At 71.8% G+C, this 17,054-nt stretch carries 12 protein-coding genes; 6 read left to right on the top strand and 6 right to left on the bottom strand.

Going from position 1 to position 17,054, the window contains the following annotated elements; genetic code table 11:
* Positions 1-39: 39 nt before the first annotated feature.
* Together ACFY04_RS00630 and ACFY04_RS00625 are read right to left on the bottom strand one after the other, a co-directional pair.
* Entirely contained in the window at positions 40-513 is a 474-nt protein-coding gene (locus ACFY04_RS00630; RefSeq protein WP_389113534.1) for a PaaI family thioesterase, read from the bottom strand.
* Between the two features lie 54 nt (positions 514-567).
* Entirely contained in the window at positions 568-2,853 is a 2,286-nt protein-coding gene (locus ACFY04_RS00625) for an FdhF/YdeP family oxidoreductase (RefSeq protein ID WP_389113532.1), read from the bottom strand.
* Between the two features lie 264 nt (positions 2,854-3,117).
* Between ACFY04_RS00625 and polA the strand changes: the two genes are divergently transcribed.
* On the top strand, positions 3,118-5,772 hold the full coding sequence (gene polA / locus ACFY04_RS00620; RefSeq protein WP_389113900.1) for a DNA polymerase I: 2,655 nt from the start codon (positions 3,118-3,120) through the stop codon (positions 5,770-5,772).
* A 36-nt stretch (positions 5,773-5,808) separates the two neighbouring features.
* Here polA and ACFY04_RS00615 read toward each other — a convergent pair whose 3' ends face one another.
* A complete protein-coding gene (locus ACFY04_RS00615) occupies positions 5,809-6,669 on the bottom strand; it encodes a DUF4184 family protein (RefSeq protein ID WP_389113530.1) in 861 nt (286 codons plus the stop codon).
* A gap of 184 nt (positions 6,670-6,853) precedes the next feature.
* Between ACFY04_RS00615 and ACFY04_RS00610 the strand changes: the two genes are divergently transcribed.
* The gene (locus ACFY04_RS00610; RefSeq protein WP_389113528.1) at positions 6,854-8,113 is read left to right on the top strand and encodes a lytic transglycosylase domain-containing protein; all 1,260 of its coding nucleotides are present in this window, start codon (positions 6,854-6,856) and stop codon (positions 8,111-8,113) included.
* Positions 8,114-8,156: 43 nt separating this feature from the next.
* Here ACFY04_RS00610 and ACFY04_RS00605 read toward each other — a convergent pair whose 3' ends face one another.
* Positions 8,157-9,161, bottom strand: coding sequence for a hypothetical protein (locus ACFY04_RS00605; protein WP_389113526.1), 1,005 nt, complete (start codon positions 9,159-9,161; stop codon positions 8,157-8,159).
* Between the two features lie 208 nt (positions 9,162-9,369).
* Here ACFY04_RS00605 and ACFY04_RS00600 point away from each other — a divergent pair, with 208 nt between their 5' ends.
* Together ACFY04_RS00600 and ACFY04_RS00595 are read left to right on the top strand one after the other, a co-directional pair.
* Positions 9,370-9,510, top strand: coding sequence for an SPW_0924 family protein (locus ACFY04_RS00600; RefSeq protein ID WP_389113524.1), 141 nt, complete (start codon positions 9,370-9,372; stop codon positions 9,508-9,510).
* Positions 9,511-9,524: 14 nt separating this feature from the next.
* Positions 9,525-10,484, top strand: coding sequence for a DUF3068 domain-containing protein (locus ACFY04_RS00595; protein WP_389113522.1), 960 nt, complete (start codon positions 9,525-9,527; stop codon positions 10,482-10,484).
* On the opposite strand, the gene ACFY04_RS00590 is transcribed toward ACFY04_RS00595, so the two are convergent.
* Together ACFY04_RS00590 and ACFY04_RS00585 are read right to left on the bottom strand one after the other, a co-directional pair.
* Complete coding sequence (locus ACFY04_RS00590; RefSeq protein WP_389113520.1) at positions 10,474-13,170, bottom strand: ATP-dependent RNA helicase; 2,697 nt, start codon at positions 13,168-13,170, stop codon at positions 10,474-10,476. The two genes, ACFY04_RS00595 and ACFY04_RS00590, sit on opposite strands and share 11 nt — an antisense overlap.
* Before the next feature lies 1 nt (position 13,171).
* Positions 13,172-14,020: a class I SAM-dependent methyltransferase gene (locus tag ACFY04_RS00585; RefSeq protein WP_389113518.1), complete on the bottom strand. Its 849-nt coding sequence runs from the start codon at positions 14,018-14,020 to the stop codon at positions 13,172-13,174.
* A gap of 353 nt (positions 14,021-14,373) precedes the next feature.
* Between ACFY04_RS00585 and rpsA the strand changes: the two genes are divergently transcribed.
* The gene (gene rpsA / locus ACFY04_RS00580) at positions 14,374-15,882 is read left to right on the top strand and encodes a 30S ribosomal protein S1 (RefSeq protein ID WP_031148189.1); all 1,509 of its coding nucleotides are present in this window, start codon (positions 14,374-14,376) and stop codon (positions 15,880-15,882) included.
* 209 nt (positions 15,883-16,091) lie between these two features.
* Positions 16,092-17,030, top strand: coding sequence for a PAC2 family protein (locus ACFY04_RS00575; RefSeq protein ID WP_389113516.1), 939 nt, complete (start codon positions 16,092-16,094; stop codon positions 17,028-17,030).
* The last annotated feature ends 24 nt before the right edge of the window (positions 17,031-17,054 follow it).

The following is a 17,054-nucleotide window of genomic DNA, read 5'->3' as shown; positions in this document are numbered from 1 at the left end:
CAGTGCGGCCGGTGGTGCCGTGTGGCCGGCGGCCGGGGGTCAGGCCCCCGCGGCGGCCTGGTCGGCGTCGCGCAGCAGGCAGGTCAGGCGGGCGGTGCAGATCCGCTTGTCCTGCTCGTCGGTGATGACGATCTCGAAGGTGGTGGTCGAGCGGCCGCGGTGCACCGGGGTGGCGACGCCGGTGACGATGCCGGAGCGGGCGCCCCGGTGGTGGGTGCAGTTCAGGTCCACGCCGACGGCGATCTTGGTGATGCCGCCGTGCATCATGGCGCCGATCGAGCCGAGGGTCTCGGCCAGCACCGCCGAGGCCCCGCCGTGCAGCAGCCCGTACGGCTGGGTGTTGCCCTTGACGGGCATGGTGGCGACGACGCGGTCGGCCGAGGCCTCCAGGATGCGGATGTCCATCCGCTCGCCGAGGTCTCCCGCCGAGAACAGCGCGGGCAGGTCGATGCCCAGGGCCGCGTACTCGTCGAGGACCTCCTGCGGGAACTTCACTGCGTGCTGCTCGCCCATGGTCAGGCTCCGTTCGTCAACGCTCGTTAACCGTCTTGTCCTGAGGTCGTTCTATCAGGCTGGTTCGAAGCGCACGACGACGGACTTGCTGGCGGGGGTGTTGCTGGTGTCCGCGGTCGAGTCCAGCGGGACCAGCACATTGGTCTCCGGGTAGTACGCGGCCGCGCAGCCGCGGGCGGTCGGGTAGTGCACGACGCGGAAGCCGGGCGCGCGCCGCTCCACGCCGTCCTTCCACTCGCTCACCAGGTCCGTGTACGAACCGTCGGCCAGTCCCAGCTCGGCGGCGTCGTCCGGGTTCACCATGACCACGCGGCGGCCGCCGGTGATGCCGCGGTAGCGGTCGTCGAGGCCGTAGATCGTGGTGTTGTACTGGTCGTGGCTGCGCAGGGTCTGCAGGAGCAGCCGTCCCGCCGGGACGCGCGGGTACTCCACGGGCGCGGCGGTGAAATTGGCCTTGCCGGTCTTCGTCGGGAAGCGGCGCTCGTCGCGCGGAGCGTGCGGGAGCTGGAAGCCGGCGGGGCGGGCGACGCGGGCGTTGAAGTCCTCGAAGCCGGGGATCACGCGGGAGATGCGCTCGCGGATCGAGGCGTAGTCGCGCTCGAACTCCTCCCACGGGGTGGCGGAGGCCGCGCCGAGGACCGCGCGGGCCATGCGGGCCACGATCGCGGGCTCGGAGAGCAGGTGCGGGGAGGCGGGGGCGAGGTTGCCGCGGGAGGCGTGGACCATGCCCATGGAGTCCTCGACGGTCACGAACTGCTTGCCGCTCGCCTGTACGTCCTTGTCGGTACGGCCGAGGGTGGGCAGGATCAGGGCCCGCCGGCCGGTGACCGCGTGGGAGCGGTTGAGCTTGGTGGAGACGTGCACGGTCAGGGAGGCCTTGCGGATGGCGGCCTCGGTGACCTCGGTGTCGGGGGTGGCGCCGACGAAGTTGCCGCCCATCGCGAAGAGGACCTTGGCCTTGCCGTCGCGCAGGGCCTGGATGGAGCGGACCACGTCGTAGCCGTGCCCGCGCGGCGAGGTGATCTGAAATTCGCGGTCGAGTGAGTCGAGGAAGGCGGGCGCGGGGCGCTCGAAGATCCCCATGGTGCGGTCGCCCTGCACGTTGGAGTGGCCGCGGACGGGGCAGACGCCGACGCCGGGGCGGCCGATGTTGCCGCGCAGCAGGAGGAGGTTGACGACCTCGCGGATGGTGGCGACGGAGTGCTTGTGCTGGGTGAGGCCCATGGCCCAGCAGACGATGGTGCGCTTCGAGGCCAGGACCATGGCCAGCGCCCGCTCGATCTCGGGGCGGGTCAGGCCCGTCGCGGTGAGGGTCTCGTCCCAGTCGGCTTCCTTCGCGGCGGCCGCGAGCTCCTCGTAGCCGTGGGTGTGCTCGCGGATGAAGGCCTCGTCGGTGGCGCCCTCCGTCTCCATGACGAGCTTGTTGAGGAGGCGGAAGAGGGCCTGGTCGCCGCCGATGCGGATCTGCAGGAAGAGGTCGTTGAGGGCGGTGCCCTTCAGCATGCCGACGGGGGTCTGCGGGTTCTTGAACCGCTCCATGCCGGCCTCGGGCAGCGGATTCACCGAGATGATCTTCGCGCCGGCGGACTTGGCCTTCTCCAGGGCGGAGAGCATGCGCGGGTGGTTGGTGCCCGGGTTCTGGCCGGCGACGATGATCAGGTCGGCCTGGTGGAGGTCTTCGAGGGAGACGCTGCCCTTGCCGATGCCGATGGTCTCGGTCAGTGCGGAGCCCGAGGACTCATGGCACATGTTGGAGCAGTCGGGCAGGTTGTTGGTGCCGAACTCGCGGGCGAAGAGCTGGAAGAGGAACGCGGCCTCGTTGCTGGTGCGGCCCGAGGTGTAGAAGAGGGCCTCGTCGGGGGAGCCGAGGGCGGTCAGCTCCTCGGCGATGATCGCGAAGGCCCGCTCCCAGCTGACCGGCTCGTACCGGTCGCCGCCCTCGGACGCGGCCCCGGTCTCCAGGAGCATGGGCTGCGTGATGCGGCCCTGCTGGCCCAGCCAGTAGCCGGAACGCGTGGCCAGATCGGCCAGCGGGTGCGCGGCGAAGAACTCGGGGGTGACCCGGCGCAGCGTGGCCTCCTCCGCGACGGCCTTGGCACCGTTCTCGCAGAATTCGGCCGTGTGCCGCTTGTCGCCCTCGGGCCAGGCGCAGCCCGGGCAGTCGAAGCCGTCCTTCTGGTTGACCTTGAGCAGGGTGCGGGCAGTGCGGGCCAGGCCCATCTGCTGCTGCGCGATCCTCAGGGTGTGCCCGATCGCGGGCAGACCTGCGGCGGCTTGCTTGGGCGGTGTGACCTGCGGTGTGTCCTGTGCCGGATCACCTGCGGGCGGCTTGGTCGCCATCGCGCTCCCCTTCGAGCGTACGTACGTATGCAGCACGTGTGGCCGCGTCGTTCGATCCTTGCACGGACCACGGAATGAGGGGAGGGCGGTCCGGTGCTCACCTGCCCCGGCCGGGTGCGCCGGGGGCGTCCGGTGGGGAGGATGCGCCGGGGGAGGCGACGGGCCGGAATTGTCGGTGGGGGCGCCTAGGATCGGGGCGTGGCAGATTCATCAGCGAAGAAGACCGACCAGCCGCCCGCAGCGGACCGTCCCCGCCTGATGCTCATGGACGGGCACTCCCTGGCCTACCGGGCGTTCTTCGCGCTGCCCGCGGAGAATTTCACGACCGCGACGGGGCAGCCGACCAACGCCATCTACGGTTTCGCGTCGATGCTGGCGAACACGCTGCGCGACGAGGCCCCCACGCACTTCGCGGTGGCGTTCGACGTCTCCCGCAAGACGTGGCGCTCGACGGAGTTCCCCGAGTACAAGGCGAACCGCTCCAAGACCCCCGACGAGTTCAAGGGGCAGGTCGAGCTGATCGGCGAGCTGCTCGACACGATGCAGGTGCCGCGGTTCGCGGTCGACGGCTTCGAGGCCGACGACGTGATCGCGACGCTGGCGACGCAGGCGGAGGCGGCCGGCTTCGACGTGCTGATCGTCACCGGCGACCGGGACTCCTTCCAGCTCGTCTCCGAGCACACCACCGTGCTCTACCCGACCAAGGGCGTCTCCGAGCTCACCCGGTTCACCCCGGAGAAGGTCGTGGAGAAGTACGGCCTCACCCCGCAGCAGTACCCGGACTTCGCGGCGCTGCGCGGCGACCCGTCCGACAACCTGCCGGGCATCCCGGGCGTCGGCGAGAAGACCGCGGCCAAGTGGATCACCCAGTTCGGGTCGTTCGCGGAGCTCGTGGAGCGCGCCGACGAGGTCAAGGGCAAGGCCGGGCAGAACTTCCGGGACCACCTGGAGGCCGTCAAGCTCAACCGGGTCCTGACCGAGATGGTCAAGGACGTGGAGCTGCCCAAGACCCCGGCCGACCTGGTCCGCGCCCCCTACGACCGGACCGCCATGCTCGGCGTGCTGGACGTGCTGGAGATCCGCAACGCCTCGCTGCGCGAGCGGCTGCTCGCCGTGGACCCGGGCGCGGCCGTCGAAGAGGCCCCGGCTCCGGCCGCCGACGTGGAGCTGGACGCGTCCGTGCTGGGCACGGGCGAGCTGGCGCCGTGGCTGGAGAGCCACGCGGGAGGGCCGCTGGGCCTCGCGACCGTCGACAGCTGGGCGCTGGGCCAGGGCAACGTCACCGAGATCGCGCTGGCCGCGGCCGGCGGCGCCGCCGCCTGGTTCACGCCCGCCGAGCTGGACGAGGCGGACGAGCGGGCCTTCGCGGCCTGGGCCGCCGACGCGGCGAAGCCCAAGGTCGTGCACAACGCCAAGGGTCTGATGCGGGTCTTCCCCGAGCACGGCTGGACCCTCGCCGGGGTCGCCATGGACACCGCGCTCGCCGCCTACCTGGTCAAGCCGGGCCGCCGGTCCTTCGCCCTGGACGCCCTGTCCATGGAGTACCTGCACCGTGAGCTGGCGCCCGCCGCCGCCGACGGGCAGCTGGCCTTCGGCGCCGACGAGACCGCCGAGGCCGAGGCCCTGATGGGACAGGCCCGCGCGGTCCTGGACCTGGGTGACGCCTTCACGGACAAGCTCGCCGAGGTCGGCGCCGCGGAGCTGCTCCACGACATGGAGCTGCCGACCTCCGAACTCCTCGCCCGGATGGAGCGCTCCGGCATCGCCGCCGACCGCGACCACCTGGAGGCCATGGAGCAGCAGTTCGCGGGAGCCGTGCAGCAGGCCGTCAAGGAGGCGCACGCCACCGTCGGCCACGAGTTCAACCTCGGCTCGCCCAAGCAGCTCCAGGAGGTCTTCTTCGGCGAGCTGGACCTGCCGAAGACGAAGAAGACCAAGACCGGTTACACCACGGACGCGGACGCGCTGGCCTGGCTGGCCACGCAGACCGACCACGAACTCCCCGTGATCATGCTGCGGCACCGGGAGCAGGCCAAGCTGCGCGTCACCGTCGAGGGCCTGGTCAAGACCATCGCCGCCGACGGCCGGGTGCACACCAGCTTCAGCCAGACCGTCGCCGCGACCGGCCGGCTGTCCTCCACCGACCCCAACCTGCAGAACGTGCCGGTGCGCACCGACGAGGGCCGCGCCATCCGCCGCGGCTTCGTCGTCGGCGAGGGCTTCGAGTCCCTCATGACGGCCGACTACAGCCAGATCGAGCTGCGCGTCATGGCCCACCTCTCCGAGGACGAGGGCCTGATCGAGGCGTTCGCGACCGGCGAGGACCTGCACACCACCGTCGCCTCCCAGGTGTTCGGCGTGGAGCGGTCCGCGGTCGACGCCGAGATGCGCCGCAAGATCAAGGCCATGTCGTACGGACTCGCCTACGGGCTCTCCGCCTTCGGTCTCGCCCAGCAGCTGAACATCGAGCCCGCCGAGGCGCGCGGCCTGATGGAGACCTTCTTCGAGCGGTTCGGCGGGGTCCGCGACTACCTCGGCCGGGTCGTCGACGAGGCCCGCGCCACCGGATACACGGCGACGATCTTCGGCCGCCGCCGGTACCTGCCCGACCTCAACAGCGACAACCGCCAGCGCCGCGAGGCCGCCGAGCGGATGGCGCTCAACGCCCCCATCCAGGGCACCGCCGCCGACATCGTCAAGGTCGCGATGCTGCGCGTGGACAAGGCGATCGCCGAGGCCGGTCTGCGGTCGCGGATGCTGCTCCAGGTCCACGACGAAATCGTGCTGGAGATCGCCCCCGGCGAGCGCGAGCAGGTCGAGGAGCTGGTGCGGCGCGAGATGGGCGCCGCCGTCGAGCTCCGGGCCGCACTGGACGTGTCGGTGGGCGTCGGCCCGGACTGGGAGTCCGCCGCGCACTGATCGCCGTACGGTCGGCCCGGCGCCCGTCCCCGCTGCTCAGGCGGTGGGGACGGGCGTCCGCGTTTCCTCCTCCGCAGGATGCCCGGTCCGGTCGCGGCGGTGCCGCACCCGCACGAGGACCCCGTAGATCAGCAGCGCCACGGTCAGTCCGGCGCCCGCGCCGAAGCAGACGGTCGGGATGATGTCGAGCGGCGTACGGATCCGGTCGAAGAAGTCGAAGAAGCGGAACACGCGCCGGGTGACCCCGGCCGCCACGCACACCACGAGCAGGGCGAGCGCAGCCCAGAGCTCCGCGCGGGAGAGCACCGGCACGGACGCGGGGGCCGGGAGGGCGGGAAGCCGGCGCAGGGCGGTCACCGTGAACCAGAGCAGGGCGCATGCGGCGACGGCCGAAGTGCCGTACTGGAGGAAGGAGTAGCCCGGCAGGCCGTAGGCGAGCGGCTCGGCGAGATCGGGCAGCGCGTTCGTGCCCCAGCGGTCGTGGTGCGTGAAGCTGTCCCATGCCACGTGGGTGAGGGACCCGAGCGCCGCCGAGACGTAGAACCAGCCGACGAGCGCGGCCGGGCGGGGACGTTCGCGCCATGCCTCGCCCCGCACGAAGGCGTACACCCTGCCCTGCCAGTTGCGTGGCAGGAGCGCGATCAGCGGCTCGCGCAGCAGAAGCCAGAAGCCCACCAGGACGGCCGTCAGCACGGCGTCCAGCGTGAGGACGCCCGGCAGCGAGTGCGTGAAGGCCCCGTACGTCAGGACGCCCTCGACGACCGCGTCCGTGAAGTAGAAGGTGTCCGGCGCGAACGACCCGAGGACGAGCGCCGAGGCGACGAGGGAGCCCCGCGCACGCCCGGTCCGACGGATGGCCGGAAGCACGGCGGCCGCGTGGCTGAGAGTGAACGGCATGGCACCTCTCCTGGGACTTCCTGTGGACGTTCCTTACTTCGGGCCAATGCTCCCGAAGGGTCCAGACAGTATGCGTGACCTGCCTCGGGACGTGGGGATGTGGTGAATTCCCGGCCACCTTGCGTGCTGTGTGCAGGGAGTTGACGTAGGGTCACGCGGACGTCGAGGGGGAGGGGTCCGGCTCATGTCGGCTCGAATAATCGGACGCAGGCTGCGCAGGGGAACGACGGCCGCCCTGGTCTCCGCTCTGGTGGTGGCCGCGGTGACGGCCTCCCAGGGCCCGGCGGGCGGGAGCACCGACCGGCTCTCCGCCGCCGGGGAGTCCGCCGCGCCGTCGCAGCCGGCGCCGGCCGCGGACACGGCCGGCGGCGACTCCGCCTACTTCACCGAACTCCCGCCGCCGGTGAGCCCGCAGCCACCGGACGGGCTGCTGCCGGACGCGGGGCCGCCGCAGGCGCAGGCGCCGACGGTCCCTGAGGCCGCCGCCGCGGTGCCGGCCGCGACCGGGCCCGCGGAAGGCGCGCAGGGGATACCGGCGAGCGTGCTCGCCGCGTACCTGCGCGCGGAGAAGACGGTGGGGCAGAGCGACCCGGGCTGCGGACTGCGCTGGCAACTCCTCGCGGCGATCGGCAAGGTGGAGTCCGGGCAGGCGCGCGGCGGGCAGGTCGACACGGCCGGGACCACACTGCGGCCGATCCTGGGGCCCGCGCTCGACGGCAACGGCTTCGCGAACATCTCGGACACGGACGGCGGGACCTACGACGGGGACTCCCGGTACGACCGGGCGGTCGGGCCGATGCAGTTCATCCCCTCCACGTGGGCGGCATGGGGCCAGGACGCGGACGGCGACGGCCGGCGCAACCCGAACAACGTGCACGACGCGGCCCTCGCGGCCGGGCGGTACCTGTGCGCGGGCAGCCGCGACCTGCGGGTGGACGCGGACCTGGACCGGGCTGTGCTCTCCTACAACCGGTCCACGGAGTACCTGCGCACGGTGCGGTCCTGGTTCACGTACTACCTGAAGGGGACGCACGAGATCCCGGACCGGCCCGGTACGGGCACGCCCACGCCCACGCCGCCGCCCCCGAGCCCCACCCCGAAGCCCAGCCCGACGCCTACTCCGACGACGCCGACACCCACGCCGACACCCACGCCGACACCGACGCCTACGCCGGAGCCCACGCCGACACCCACTCCGACGCCGGACCCGAAGCCGACCCCGACGCCTACGCCGACCCCGACGCCGACCCCGAAGCCCACGCCCACCCCGACGCCCACCCCGACGCCGGACCCGAAGCCCACGCCTACGCCGAAGCCCTCGCCGACCCCGACACCCACGCCGACGTCCAGCCCGACGCCTGGCCCGTCACGCACGCCGAAGCCCGCCGCGTCTCCGTCCTCCACTCCGGCGGTGCCCCGGCCAACCCCGGGGCAACACACCTAGCCGTGTCTTGTGGACGAAGCCCGGCTCGCGGATCGAGCCGGGGTCAGTTCGTGCAGCCGGGAACCACCCCGACGGGCCGGCAGTTGTTGGGCGTGTTCTCGAAGATCCGGCTCCTGACGAGGGTCAGGGCGGTGCCGACGGAGGTTCCTTGAAAGACGCCGCCGCCGTTGAGCGCGATGTTGCGCCGCACCTTGGTGTCCGTCAGCGTGGTGGCGCCGTCATTGGCGATACCGCCACCCGTTTGGCCCGCGCGGTTGTCCGCGATGGTCGTCGAGGAGATGTCCAGCGGAGAGCGGTCGTTGTAGATTCCGCCGCCCTGCTGGAAGGCGCGGTTGCCGTCGATGTGCGAGTTCTTGATGGTCGTGGAGACCCCGGCGGTGAAGAGGCCGCCCCCCAGCTCCGTGGCCTGGTTTCGCACCAGTTTGGTCTTCTGCAGCAGGGTGGTGCTTCCCGGCCCGTTGTAGATGGCACCACCCCGCTGGGCAGCACTGTCCCGCACGACGCTGTCGTACATCTCAAGGGTGCTGCTCTGGTTCACGAAGATGGCGCCCCCCTGGTTCGCCGTGCTGTTGGTCACGGTGCTGTGCTTGAGGATGAGCGTCCCTCCGTCCGTGGGCAGGTAGGTGCCGGCGTAGTCGAGATAGCCGCCGCCGGTCGCGGTGACACCCTCGACGGTCAGGCGCCCGCCGGGGCCGTCGATCTGCGCGATGCGGAAGCCCTCGGTCGCGTCGGGATCCCGTCGGATGGTGGTCTTGTTCCCCAGCAGCGTGACGGTGCCCGTGATCAGGGGCAGGGCGTTGGGGCCGAGACCGCCGGTCGACGCGGGAGTGAGGACGTTGTAGACGCATTTGGGTGCGAGCCGGATGGTGTGCGGTCCGGTGTTGTTGTTCGCGGCGATGATCGCGTTGTTGAGGGCGGTGACGTCGCACGGAATGGCCGCCAGGGAGGTCGCGCCCGCGGTGCTGCCGAGGCTGAGTGCGGCCACGAACGGCAGGGCCAGGGCCACGGTCTTGAACCGACGTCTGTGCATCACTTCTCCGATCGCCATGTGTAATCATTTGATTACTTTCTGTTGGTGATCAGTGTTCCATGGGGTGGGTGTCCCGCCGTGCGCAACGCGGGGGCGGGTGTGCCGGCGGGAGCCGAGGTCCCCCGGGTGGCCCAGTGGTGCTCTGTGGCTCGAACGGTTCTCATCTCGCCCCCGCATTGCTACGGTGCCCCATCTCTGACGCCTCATCAGATTTCGGAGCCCCGGCATGCGCGCATTCGTCGCCGCCGCCATCGGCCTCGCGGCCGCGCTGGCCCTCGTGTCCGCCATCACGGCGTTCGGGGTGCCCGAAGGCGAGACCTCACCCAAGCCCCTGCTCACCACCGCGCCCCCCGCGCCCGGAAAGTAGAGGAGGGCCCGGCCGTGCGACGCAGAGCGAGCCTTGTCCTGCTGGCCCTTGCCGTGTTCTGCGCAGCCCTCGCACCGCTGCTGCGCTGGTACGCGTACCCCCGCCTCGCCAAGATCCCGCCGAACCAGTACCAGGAGATGGTCCTGGAGGCGAAGGACGCGACGCTCCTCGACTACACCGGCGGCATGCAGCCGAAGAAGGTCGACAAGGTCACCATCGTCCAGACCCTCAAGGGCAACGTCGAGGCGTCAAAGGAGATAGAGGCGAGCGTCGGCAAGGACGTCGTCGTCTGGGACACGCTGTCCTACATCATCGGCCCGGACGGCAAGATGGTCTCCCAGATCCCCGAGCGCTACATCTTCGACGCGCACACCCAGGACCCGGTCCACGCCACCGGGGAGATGGTCGACGGGGACCCCGTCAAGCGCGAGGGCATCGAGTTCAAGTGGCCCTTCTTCACCGAACCGCGCGACTACCTGTACTTCGACGCGCAGACCCGCACCTCCTCGCCGATCCACTACGTCGGACCGCGCACGTTCAAGGGCATGGACGTCTACTACTTCGAGCAGACCGTCCCGTGGACCAAGGTCGCCATGCCCAAGAAGATGCCGATCGAGGGCATCGACCCGTCGACGATCGAGGCGGCCACCGGCACCACCCTCTGGTACACGGTCAAGGCGAGGTTCTGGGTCGACCCGGTGACCGGCGCGCCGGTCAACGCCGAGCAGGACATCCAGCAGGAGATGCGCGGCGGCATCGCGGCCGGCGGCCCCGACGGCAAGCTCACCGCCTTCGCCGGACACGTCACCATGCGCGAGGACTACTCGGACTACACCGTCGACCTCGTCAGGTCGAACCGTACGAAGGTCCTCGCGCTGCACACCTACGCGCCGATCGGCCTGGCCGCCGGCGGGCTCGCGCTGCTCGGGCTGGCCCTGTGGCTGGAGGCCCTCGGCCGCCGCGTCAGCGCCTGAGCCGGGCGTTGGTGTGCCGGGTGGGCTCGGCGGTGGCCGGGTCCTCCGGCCAGGGGTGCTTGGGGTAGCGCCCGCGCAGCTCCGCGCGCACGGCCCGGTAGCCGCCCTGCCAGAAGGAGGCGAGGTCGGCGGTGACGGCCGCGGGCCGGCCGGCGGGCGACAGCAGGTGCACCAGCACCGGTACGCCCGCCACCCGCGGGGTCTCGGCCAGCCCGAACAGCTCCTGCAGCTTCACCGCGAGCACCGGCTGGCCGTGCTCGGCGGAGTAGTCCACCCGGATCCGGGATCCGCTGGGCACCTCCAGGCGTTCCGGAGCCAGCTCGTCCAGCCGGGCGGCCTCCCCGGTGGCCCACGGCAGCAGCCGGTTCAGGGCCTGCCCGGCGTCGATCCGCCCGAGGTCGGCGCGGCGCCGGGCCCGGGACAGCTCGGGCTCCAGCCAGTCGTCGGCCCGCTCCAGCAGGGCCCGGTCGTCGGCCACGTCGGGCCAGGCGCCGCCCAGTGTGCGGTGCAGGAAGCCGAGGCGGGCCCGGAGGGTCAGCGCGTCCGGGGACCAGCGCAGCAGGCCGAGCCCCTCGGTGCGCAGCCCGTCGAGGAGGGCGGCCCGGACGAGCGCGGGGTCGGGGGTACGCAGCGGACGTACGGCCAGTTCGATCGCCCCGAGCCGCTCGCCGGCACGGGCGACGAGGTCGCCGTCCTCCCAGCGGACCTCTTCCCCCGCGGTGAGCAGGTGCGCGGCGGCGGCCCGGGCGGTGTCCTCGCCGATGACGGCGCCGAGCCGGACCCGGGCGGACGCGGAATGCGGGGGCCTGTCGGCGACGGCGACCGCGATCCAAGGGGCACGGCGCAGCGCGGAGCCGTCCGGGAGTTCGGCCGCGGTTCCGTTGGCCATGAGGTAGGCCGTCTCCCCCTTGGCCTTCGCCACCCGCTCAGGAAACGCGAGCGCGGCCACCAGCCCGGCGGCGCCGTCGTCGTGTGCGGGCCCGCTGCCGGGGCTCCGCCCCAGACCCCGCTCCTCAAACGCCGGAGGGGCTGGATTTCGGCTGGTGCCGCCCGGCAGGCGCGGCTTGGCGGCCCGCAGGGCATGGTCGGCCCCGCCGGCGTTCGAGGCGCGAGGGTCCGGGGGCGGAGCCCCGGTTTCGGGAAGGGGCGGGGTGGGGGAAAGCCCCGCAGGGTCGCGTACGGCGCGTTCCAGGCGGGCGACCTCCGTGCGCCAGCGCGCTGCATACGCATCCGAACCGCGCCGGGCCGCCCGCCAGGCGCCGGCCAGGTCGTCCCCGTACTCGCGCGGCGGCTCCTCGCTCAGCAGGGCCACCACCTCCGCCGCCCGGCGGGCACCGAGCGCGGCGGAGCCGTCCAGCAGGGCGCGGGCCAGCCGCGGGTGCAGCCCGAGCCGGGCCATCCGCTGCCCGCGCGCGGTGACCGCACCGGCCGGGGACACCGCGCCGACGGCCGTCAGCACCTCGCGCGCCGCGGCCATGGCCCCCGCCGGGGGCGGATCCAGCAGGGCCAGCCCGGCCGCGTCCGGGTCGCCCCAGCAGGCGGCCTGCAGGGCGAACTGCGCCAGGTCGGCGATGCGGATCTCCGGGGAGGGGAACGCGGCCAGGCGGCCGTCCTCCGCCTCGGCCCAGCAGCGGTACACCACGCCCGGTGCCTCGCGCCCGGCCCGGCCCGCCCGCTGGCGCCCGGCCGCGCGGGACGCCCGTACGGTCGCCAGCGCGCCCAGCCCCCGCGCATGGTCGGTCCGCGGCTCGCGGGCCAGACCGGAGTCCACCACCACGCGTACCCCGGGGACGGTCAGGCTCGACTCCGCCACGGCGGTGGACAGGATCACCCTGCGGTGCTCCGCGACGGAGAGCACCGCGTCCTGGACGGCCGCCGGGGCCCGGCCGTGGATCTGGAGCACCTCCGCGTCCACCCCGCCCAGCTGCCCGGCGACCCGGGCGATCTCGCCGACTCCGGGCAGGAAGCACAGGACGTCGCCGTCGCGTTCCGCCAGCGCCCGCCGCACCACCGAGGCCACGTGCGTCAGCTGCGCCGGATCCACCCGCATCCCGTGCGGGGGCCGCACCGGCCGGGCCGGCGGGGCCCAGACTGTCTCCACGGGGTACGAGACCCCCGCGGCCTCCACCACCGGCGCACCGCCGGGACCGCCCCGGCCGAGGACGCGCGCCCAGCCGGCGGAGTCCGTCGTCGCCGAGGCCGCCACCAGCCGCAGCTCCGGGCGCAGGGTCTCCCGTACATCGAGGAGGAAGGCGGCGACCGTGTCGGCGTCCAGGTGCCGCTCGTGGCACTCGTCCAGGACCACCACGTCCACCCCGGCCAGCTCCTGGTCGCGCTGGAGGCGCTGGAGCAGCACTCCGGTGGTCACCACCTCGACCGCGGTGTCCGGACCCGCCACCCGTTCCCCGCGCACGGTGAAGCCGACCGCGCCGCCCACCTGCGCGCCCAGCAGCCAGGCCATCCGGCGCGCCGCGGCCCGGGCGGCGATCCGCCGGGGCTCGGCGACGACCACCCGGCGCCGCGGCCCGCCGCCCACCAGTCCGGCCAGGACCAGCGGCACCAGCGTGGTCTTGCCGGTGCCGGGCGGGGCGCACAGCACCGCCGTGCCGTGGCCGTCCAGCGCCGAGACGAGCGCGGGCACGGCCTCCCGTACGGGCAGGGCGTCGAGGGCGGCGGTACGGATCACGTCAGTCGCGCTCGCAGACGAAGATCGCGGTGCCCGGGATCAGATTGCCGCGCAGCGGGGACCAGCCGCCCCACTCCTGGCTGTTCCACTCCGGCCACTCGGGCTCGACCAGGTCGAGCAGGCGGAAGCCGCCCGCCACCACGTCGCGCACCCGGTCGCCGATCGTGCGGTGGTGCTCCACATATACGGCGCGGCCCTGCTCGTCCTGTTCCACGTACGCGGTGCGGTCGAAGTAGGAGGCGGCGACGGACAGCCCCTCGGGTCCGGGCTCGTCGGGGAAGGCCCAGCGGACGGGGTGGGTCACGGAGAAGACCCAGCGGCCGCCGGGGCGCAGGACGCGGTGCACCTCGCGCATGACGTTGACGGGGTCGGCGACGAAGGGGACGGCGCCGTAGGCGGAGCAGGCCAGGTCGAAGGAGCCGGCGCGGAAGGGCAGCCGTCCGGCGTCGGCCTCGACGAGCGGGAGGTCGTCGCCGATGCGCAGGGCGTGCTGGAGCTGGCGGTGGGAGAGGTCGAGGGCGACCGGGCGGGCACCCCGGGCGGCCAGCCAGCGCGAGCACTGGGCGGCGCCGGCGCCGATCTCCAGGATGTCCTTGCCCCTGAGGGAGGCGACGGGGCCGAGGAGGGCCGCCTCCGCCTCGTCCAGCCCCTCGGGTCCCCACACGAAGCGGTCGTCGCCGAGGAAGGCGCCGTGGTCGCTCTGGTACTCGTCGGCGTTGCGGTCCCACCAGCTGCGGCTCGCCCGGCTGCTCTCCGCTTCCCCCGCGTCACGCCGTGTGGCCTCGGGGTCTTCCGTCGATACCGGATCGGCTTCGGACGCTACTTCGGAGGCGTAGTCCTCTTGGTTCATGGGGCCCGTCGTCGTAGTCTGCGAATGTCTTCTGAATGTGGCAGGAAGCGCCAGGAACGGCTTCCCGTCCATGAATTGTGCCGGTTGTGCGGCGATCCGCCCGAGGTGTGCGCCTTCGCGCATTGACCCTGTCCGGCTGCCCCCGTATGCTACAAGTTGCGCTGCGAGCCTGTGCTCCTCAGACCTAGCAGGCTGCGCTTGCATCTGTTGATGTCCCCTCGGTTTTCGAGGCCCCGCCGCTCTTCTGCGGATCGGGGGCCTCCTTGGCTGTCCGGTCTTCGGTGGATGCCGATAAGGGCTCCCGGCGTAGCAGTACCTACGACTTTCTGTCCGTAACCGGAGCCCTTTCCCACATGACGAGCAGCACCGAGACCACCGCCACCACTCCGCAGGTAGCGGTCAACGACATCGGCGACGCGGACGCGTTCCTCGCGGCGATCGACGAGACGATCAAGTACTTCAACGATGGCGACATCGTCGACGGCGTCATCGTCAAGGTTGACCGGGACGAGGTTCTCCTCGACATCGGTTACAAGACCGAAGGCGTCATCCCGAGCCGCGAGCTCTCGATCAAGCACGACGTCGACCCGAACGAGGTCGTCAAGGTCGGCGACGAGATCGAGGCCCTGGTTCTCCAGAAGGAGGACAAGGAAGGCCGCCTGATCCTCTCGAAGAAGCGCGCTCAGTACGAGCGTGCCTGGGGCACCATCGAGAAGATCAAGGAAGAAGACGGCATCGTCACCGGTACCGTCATCGAGGTCGTCAAGGGTGGTCTCATCCTCGACATCGGCCTCCGCGGCTTCCTGCCGGCCTCTCTCGTCGAGATGCGTCGCGTCCGCGACCTCCAGCCCTACGTGGGCAAGGAGCTCGAGGCGAAGATCATCGAGCTGGACAAGAACCGCAACAACGTGGTCCTGTCCCGTCGCGCCTGGCTGGAGCAGACCCAGTCCGAGGTTCGCCAGACGTTCCTCACCACCCTGCAGAAGGGTCAGGTCCGCTCCGGCGTCGTCTCCTCGATCGTCAACTTCGGTGCCTTCGTGGACCTGGGTGGCGTCGACGGTCTCGTGCACGTCTCCGAGCTCTCCTGGAAGCACATCGACCACCCGTCCGAGGTCGTCGAGGTCGGTCAGGAAGTCACCGTCGAGGTTCTCGACGTCGACATGGACCGCGAGCGTGTCTCCCTGTCGCTGAAGGCGACGCAGGAGGACCCGTGGCAGCAGTTCGCCCGGACCCACCAGATCGGTCAGGTCGTCCCGGGTAAGGTCACCAAGCTGGTTCCGTTCGGTGCGTTCGTCCGCGTGGACGAGGGCATCGAGGGTCTGGTCCACATCTCCGAGCTGGCCGAGCGCCACGTGGAGATCCCGGAGCAGGTCGTCCAGGTCAACGACGAGATCTTCGTCAAGGTCATCGACATCGACCTCGAGCGTCGCCGGATCTCGCTGTCGCTGAAGCAGGCCAACGAGTCCTTCGGTGCCGACCCGGCGTCGGTCGAGTTCGACCCGACCCTGTACGGCATGGCCGCGTCTTACGACGACCAGGGCAACTACATCTACCCCGAGGGCTTCGACCCCGAGACCAACGACTGGCTCGAGGGCTTCGACAAGCAGCGCGAGGCCTGGGAGACCCAGTACGCCGAGGCGCAGCAGCGCTTCGAGCAGCACCAGGCTCAGGTCATCAAGAGCCGCGAGGCCGACGAGGCCGCTGCTGCCGAGGGCGCTGCCGCCCCGGCCGCCAGTGGCAACGCCGGTGCGGGCATCTCGGGTGGTTCGTACTCCTCGGAGTCGGACGAGACCTCCGGCGCCCTGGCGTCGGACGAGGCCCTGGCCGCGCTCCGCGAGAAGCTGGCCGGCGGCCAGAGCTGATCGCAGCGCGCATCACACTCCGGTGTGAGCCGAGCTGAACTGCGTTGAACGGTAAGGCCCGTCCCCTTCGGGGGGCGGGCCTTACCGCGTTTCCCCGTCCGGTCTCCCCCTCGTGATCCGTTGCGTTCCTGTGAATGGGGCCAACTGGGGAATGGCCGGGCCGCCTTGGACGTTCTTGGCTGAGAACGAGGCGAGGAGGAGTGGTGACGGTGCTTGATCCACAGGGTTTGTACGAATGGGATGCCAAGGGCCTGGCGGTGGCCGACCTGGCGGTCGCCCAGGACTCGGCCGGGCTGGTCATGCTGTACCACTTCGAGGGGTACATCGACGCGGGTGAGGCCGGCGAGCAGATCGTCGAGCGGCTCCTGGACACCCTGCCCCACCAGGTGGTCGCGCGCTTCGACGCGGACCGGCTGGTGGACTACCGGGCCCGGCGCCCGCTGCTGACCTTCCAGCGCGACCGCTGGACGGAGTTCGAGGAGCCCCGGCTGGAGGTCCGGCTCGTCCAGGACGCCACCGGAGCGCCCTTCCTGCTGCTGTCCGGCCCGGAGCCGGACGTGGAGTGGGAGCGCTTCTCCGTCGCCGTCCGGCAGATCGTCGAGCGCCTCGGCGTCCGGCTCTCGGTCAACTTCCACGGCATCCCGATGGGCGTCCCGCACACCCGTCCCGTGGGCATCACCCCGCACGGCAATCGCACCGACCTCATGCCGGGCCACCGCAGCCCGTTCGACGAGGCCCAGGTACCGGGCAGCGCGGAGTCCCTGGTGGAGTTCCGCCTGGCCCAGGCCGGGCACGACGTGCTGGGCGTCGCCGCGCACGTACCGCACTACGTCGCGCGCTCCGCGTACCCGGACGCCGCGCTGACGGTGCTGGAGGCGATCACGGCGGCGACCGGGCTGGTGCTCCCGGCCGTGGCGCACGCGCTGCGCAACGAGGCGCACCGCACGCAGACGGAGATCGACCGGCAGATCCGGGAGGGCGACGAGGAGCTGGTCAGCCTGGTGCAGGGGCTGGAGCACCAGTACGACGCGGCCGCCGGGGCCGAGACCCGGGGCAACATGATCGCCGAGCCGGCGGAGCTGCCGTCGGCGGACGAGATCGGCCGCGAGTTCGAGCGGTTCCTGGCGGAGCGCGAGGGCGAGAACTGACGTACGGGCGGGGCACCCTATGCT

The sequence above is a fragment of the Streptomyces sp. NPDC001549 genome (genome assembly GCF_042894025.1).
Classification (GTDB): Bacteria; Actinomycetota; Actinomycetes; order Streptomycetales; family Streptomycetaceae; genus Streptomyces; species Streptomyces kutzneri.
This window is presented reverse-complemented; position numbering and strand designations above follow the sequence as displayed.

Coding starts and splice junctions, on each gene's coding strand:
- rpsA (WP_031148189.1), top strand. CDS start 14,374: ATGACGAGCAGCACCGAGACCACCGCCACCACTCCGCAGGTAGCGGTC.
- ACFY04_RS00605 (WP_389113526.1), bottom strand. CDS start 9,161: ATGGCGATCGGAGAAGTGATGCACAGACGTCGGTTCAAGACCGTGGCC.
- polA (WP_389113900.1), top strand. CDS start 3,118: ATGGACGGGCACTCCCTGGCCTACCGGGCGTTCTTCGCGCTGCCCGCG.
- ACFY04_RS00610 (WP_389113528.1), top strand. CDS start 6,854: ATGTCGGCTCGAATAATCGGACGCAGGCTGCGCAGGGGAACGACGGCC.
- ACFY04_RS00615 (WP_389113530.1), bottom strand. CDS start 6,669: ATGCCGTTCACTCTCAGCCACGCGGCCGCCGTGCTTCCGGCCATCCGT.
- ACFY04_RS00630 (WP_389113534.1), bottom strand. CDS start 513: ATGGGCGAGCAGCACGCAGTGAAGTTCCCGCAGGAGGTCCTCGACGAG.
- ACFY04_RS00585 (WP_389113518.1), bottom strand. CDS start 14,020: ATGAACCAAGAGGACTACGCCTCCGAAGTAGCGTCCGAAGCCGATCCG.
- ACFY04_RS00600 (WP_389113524.1), top strand. CDS start 9,370: ATGCGCGCATTCGTCGCCGCCGCCATCGGCCTCGCGGCCGCGCTGGCC.
- ACFY04_RS00625 (WP_389113532.1), bottom strand. CDS start 2,853: ATGGCGACCAAGCCGCCCGCAGGTGATCCGGCACAGGACACACCGCAG.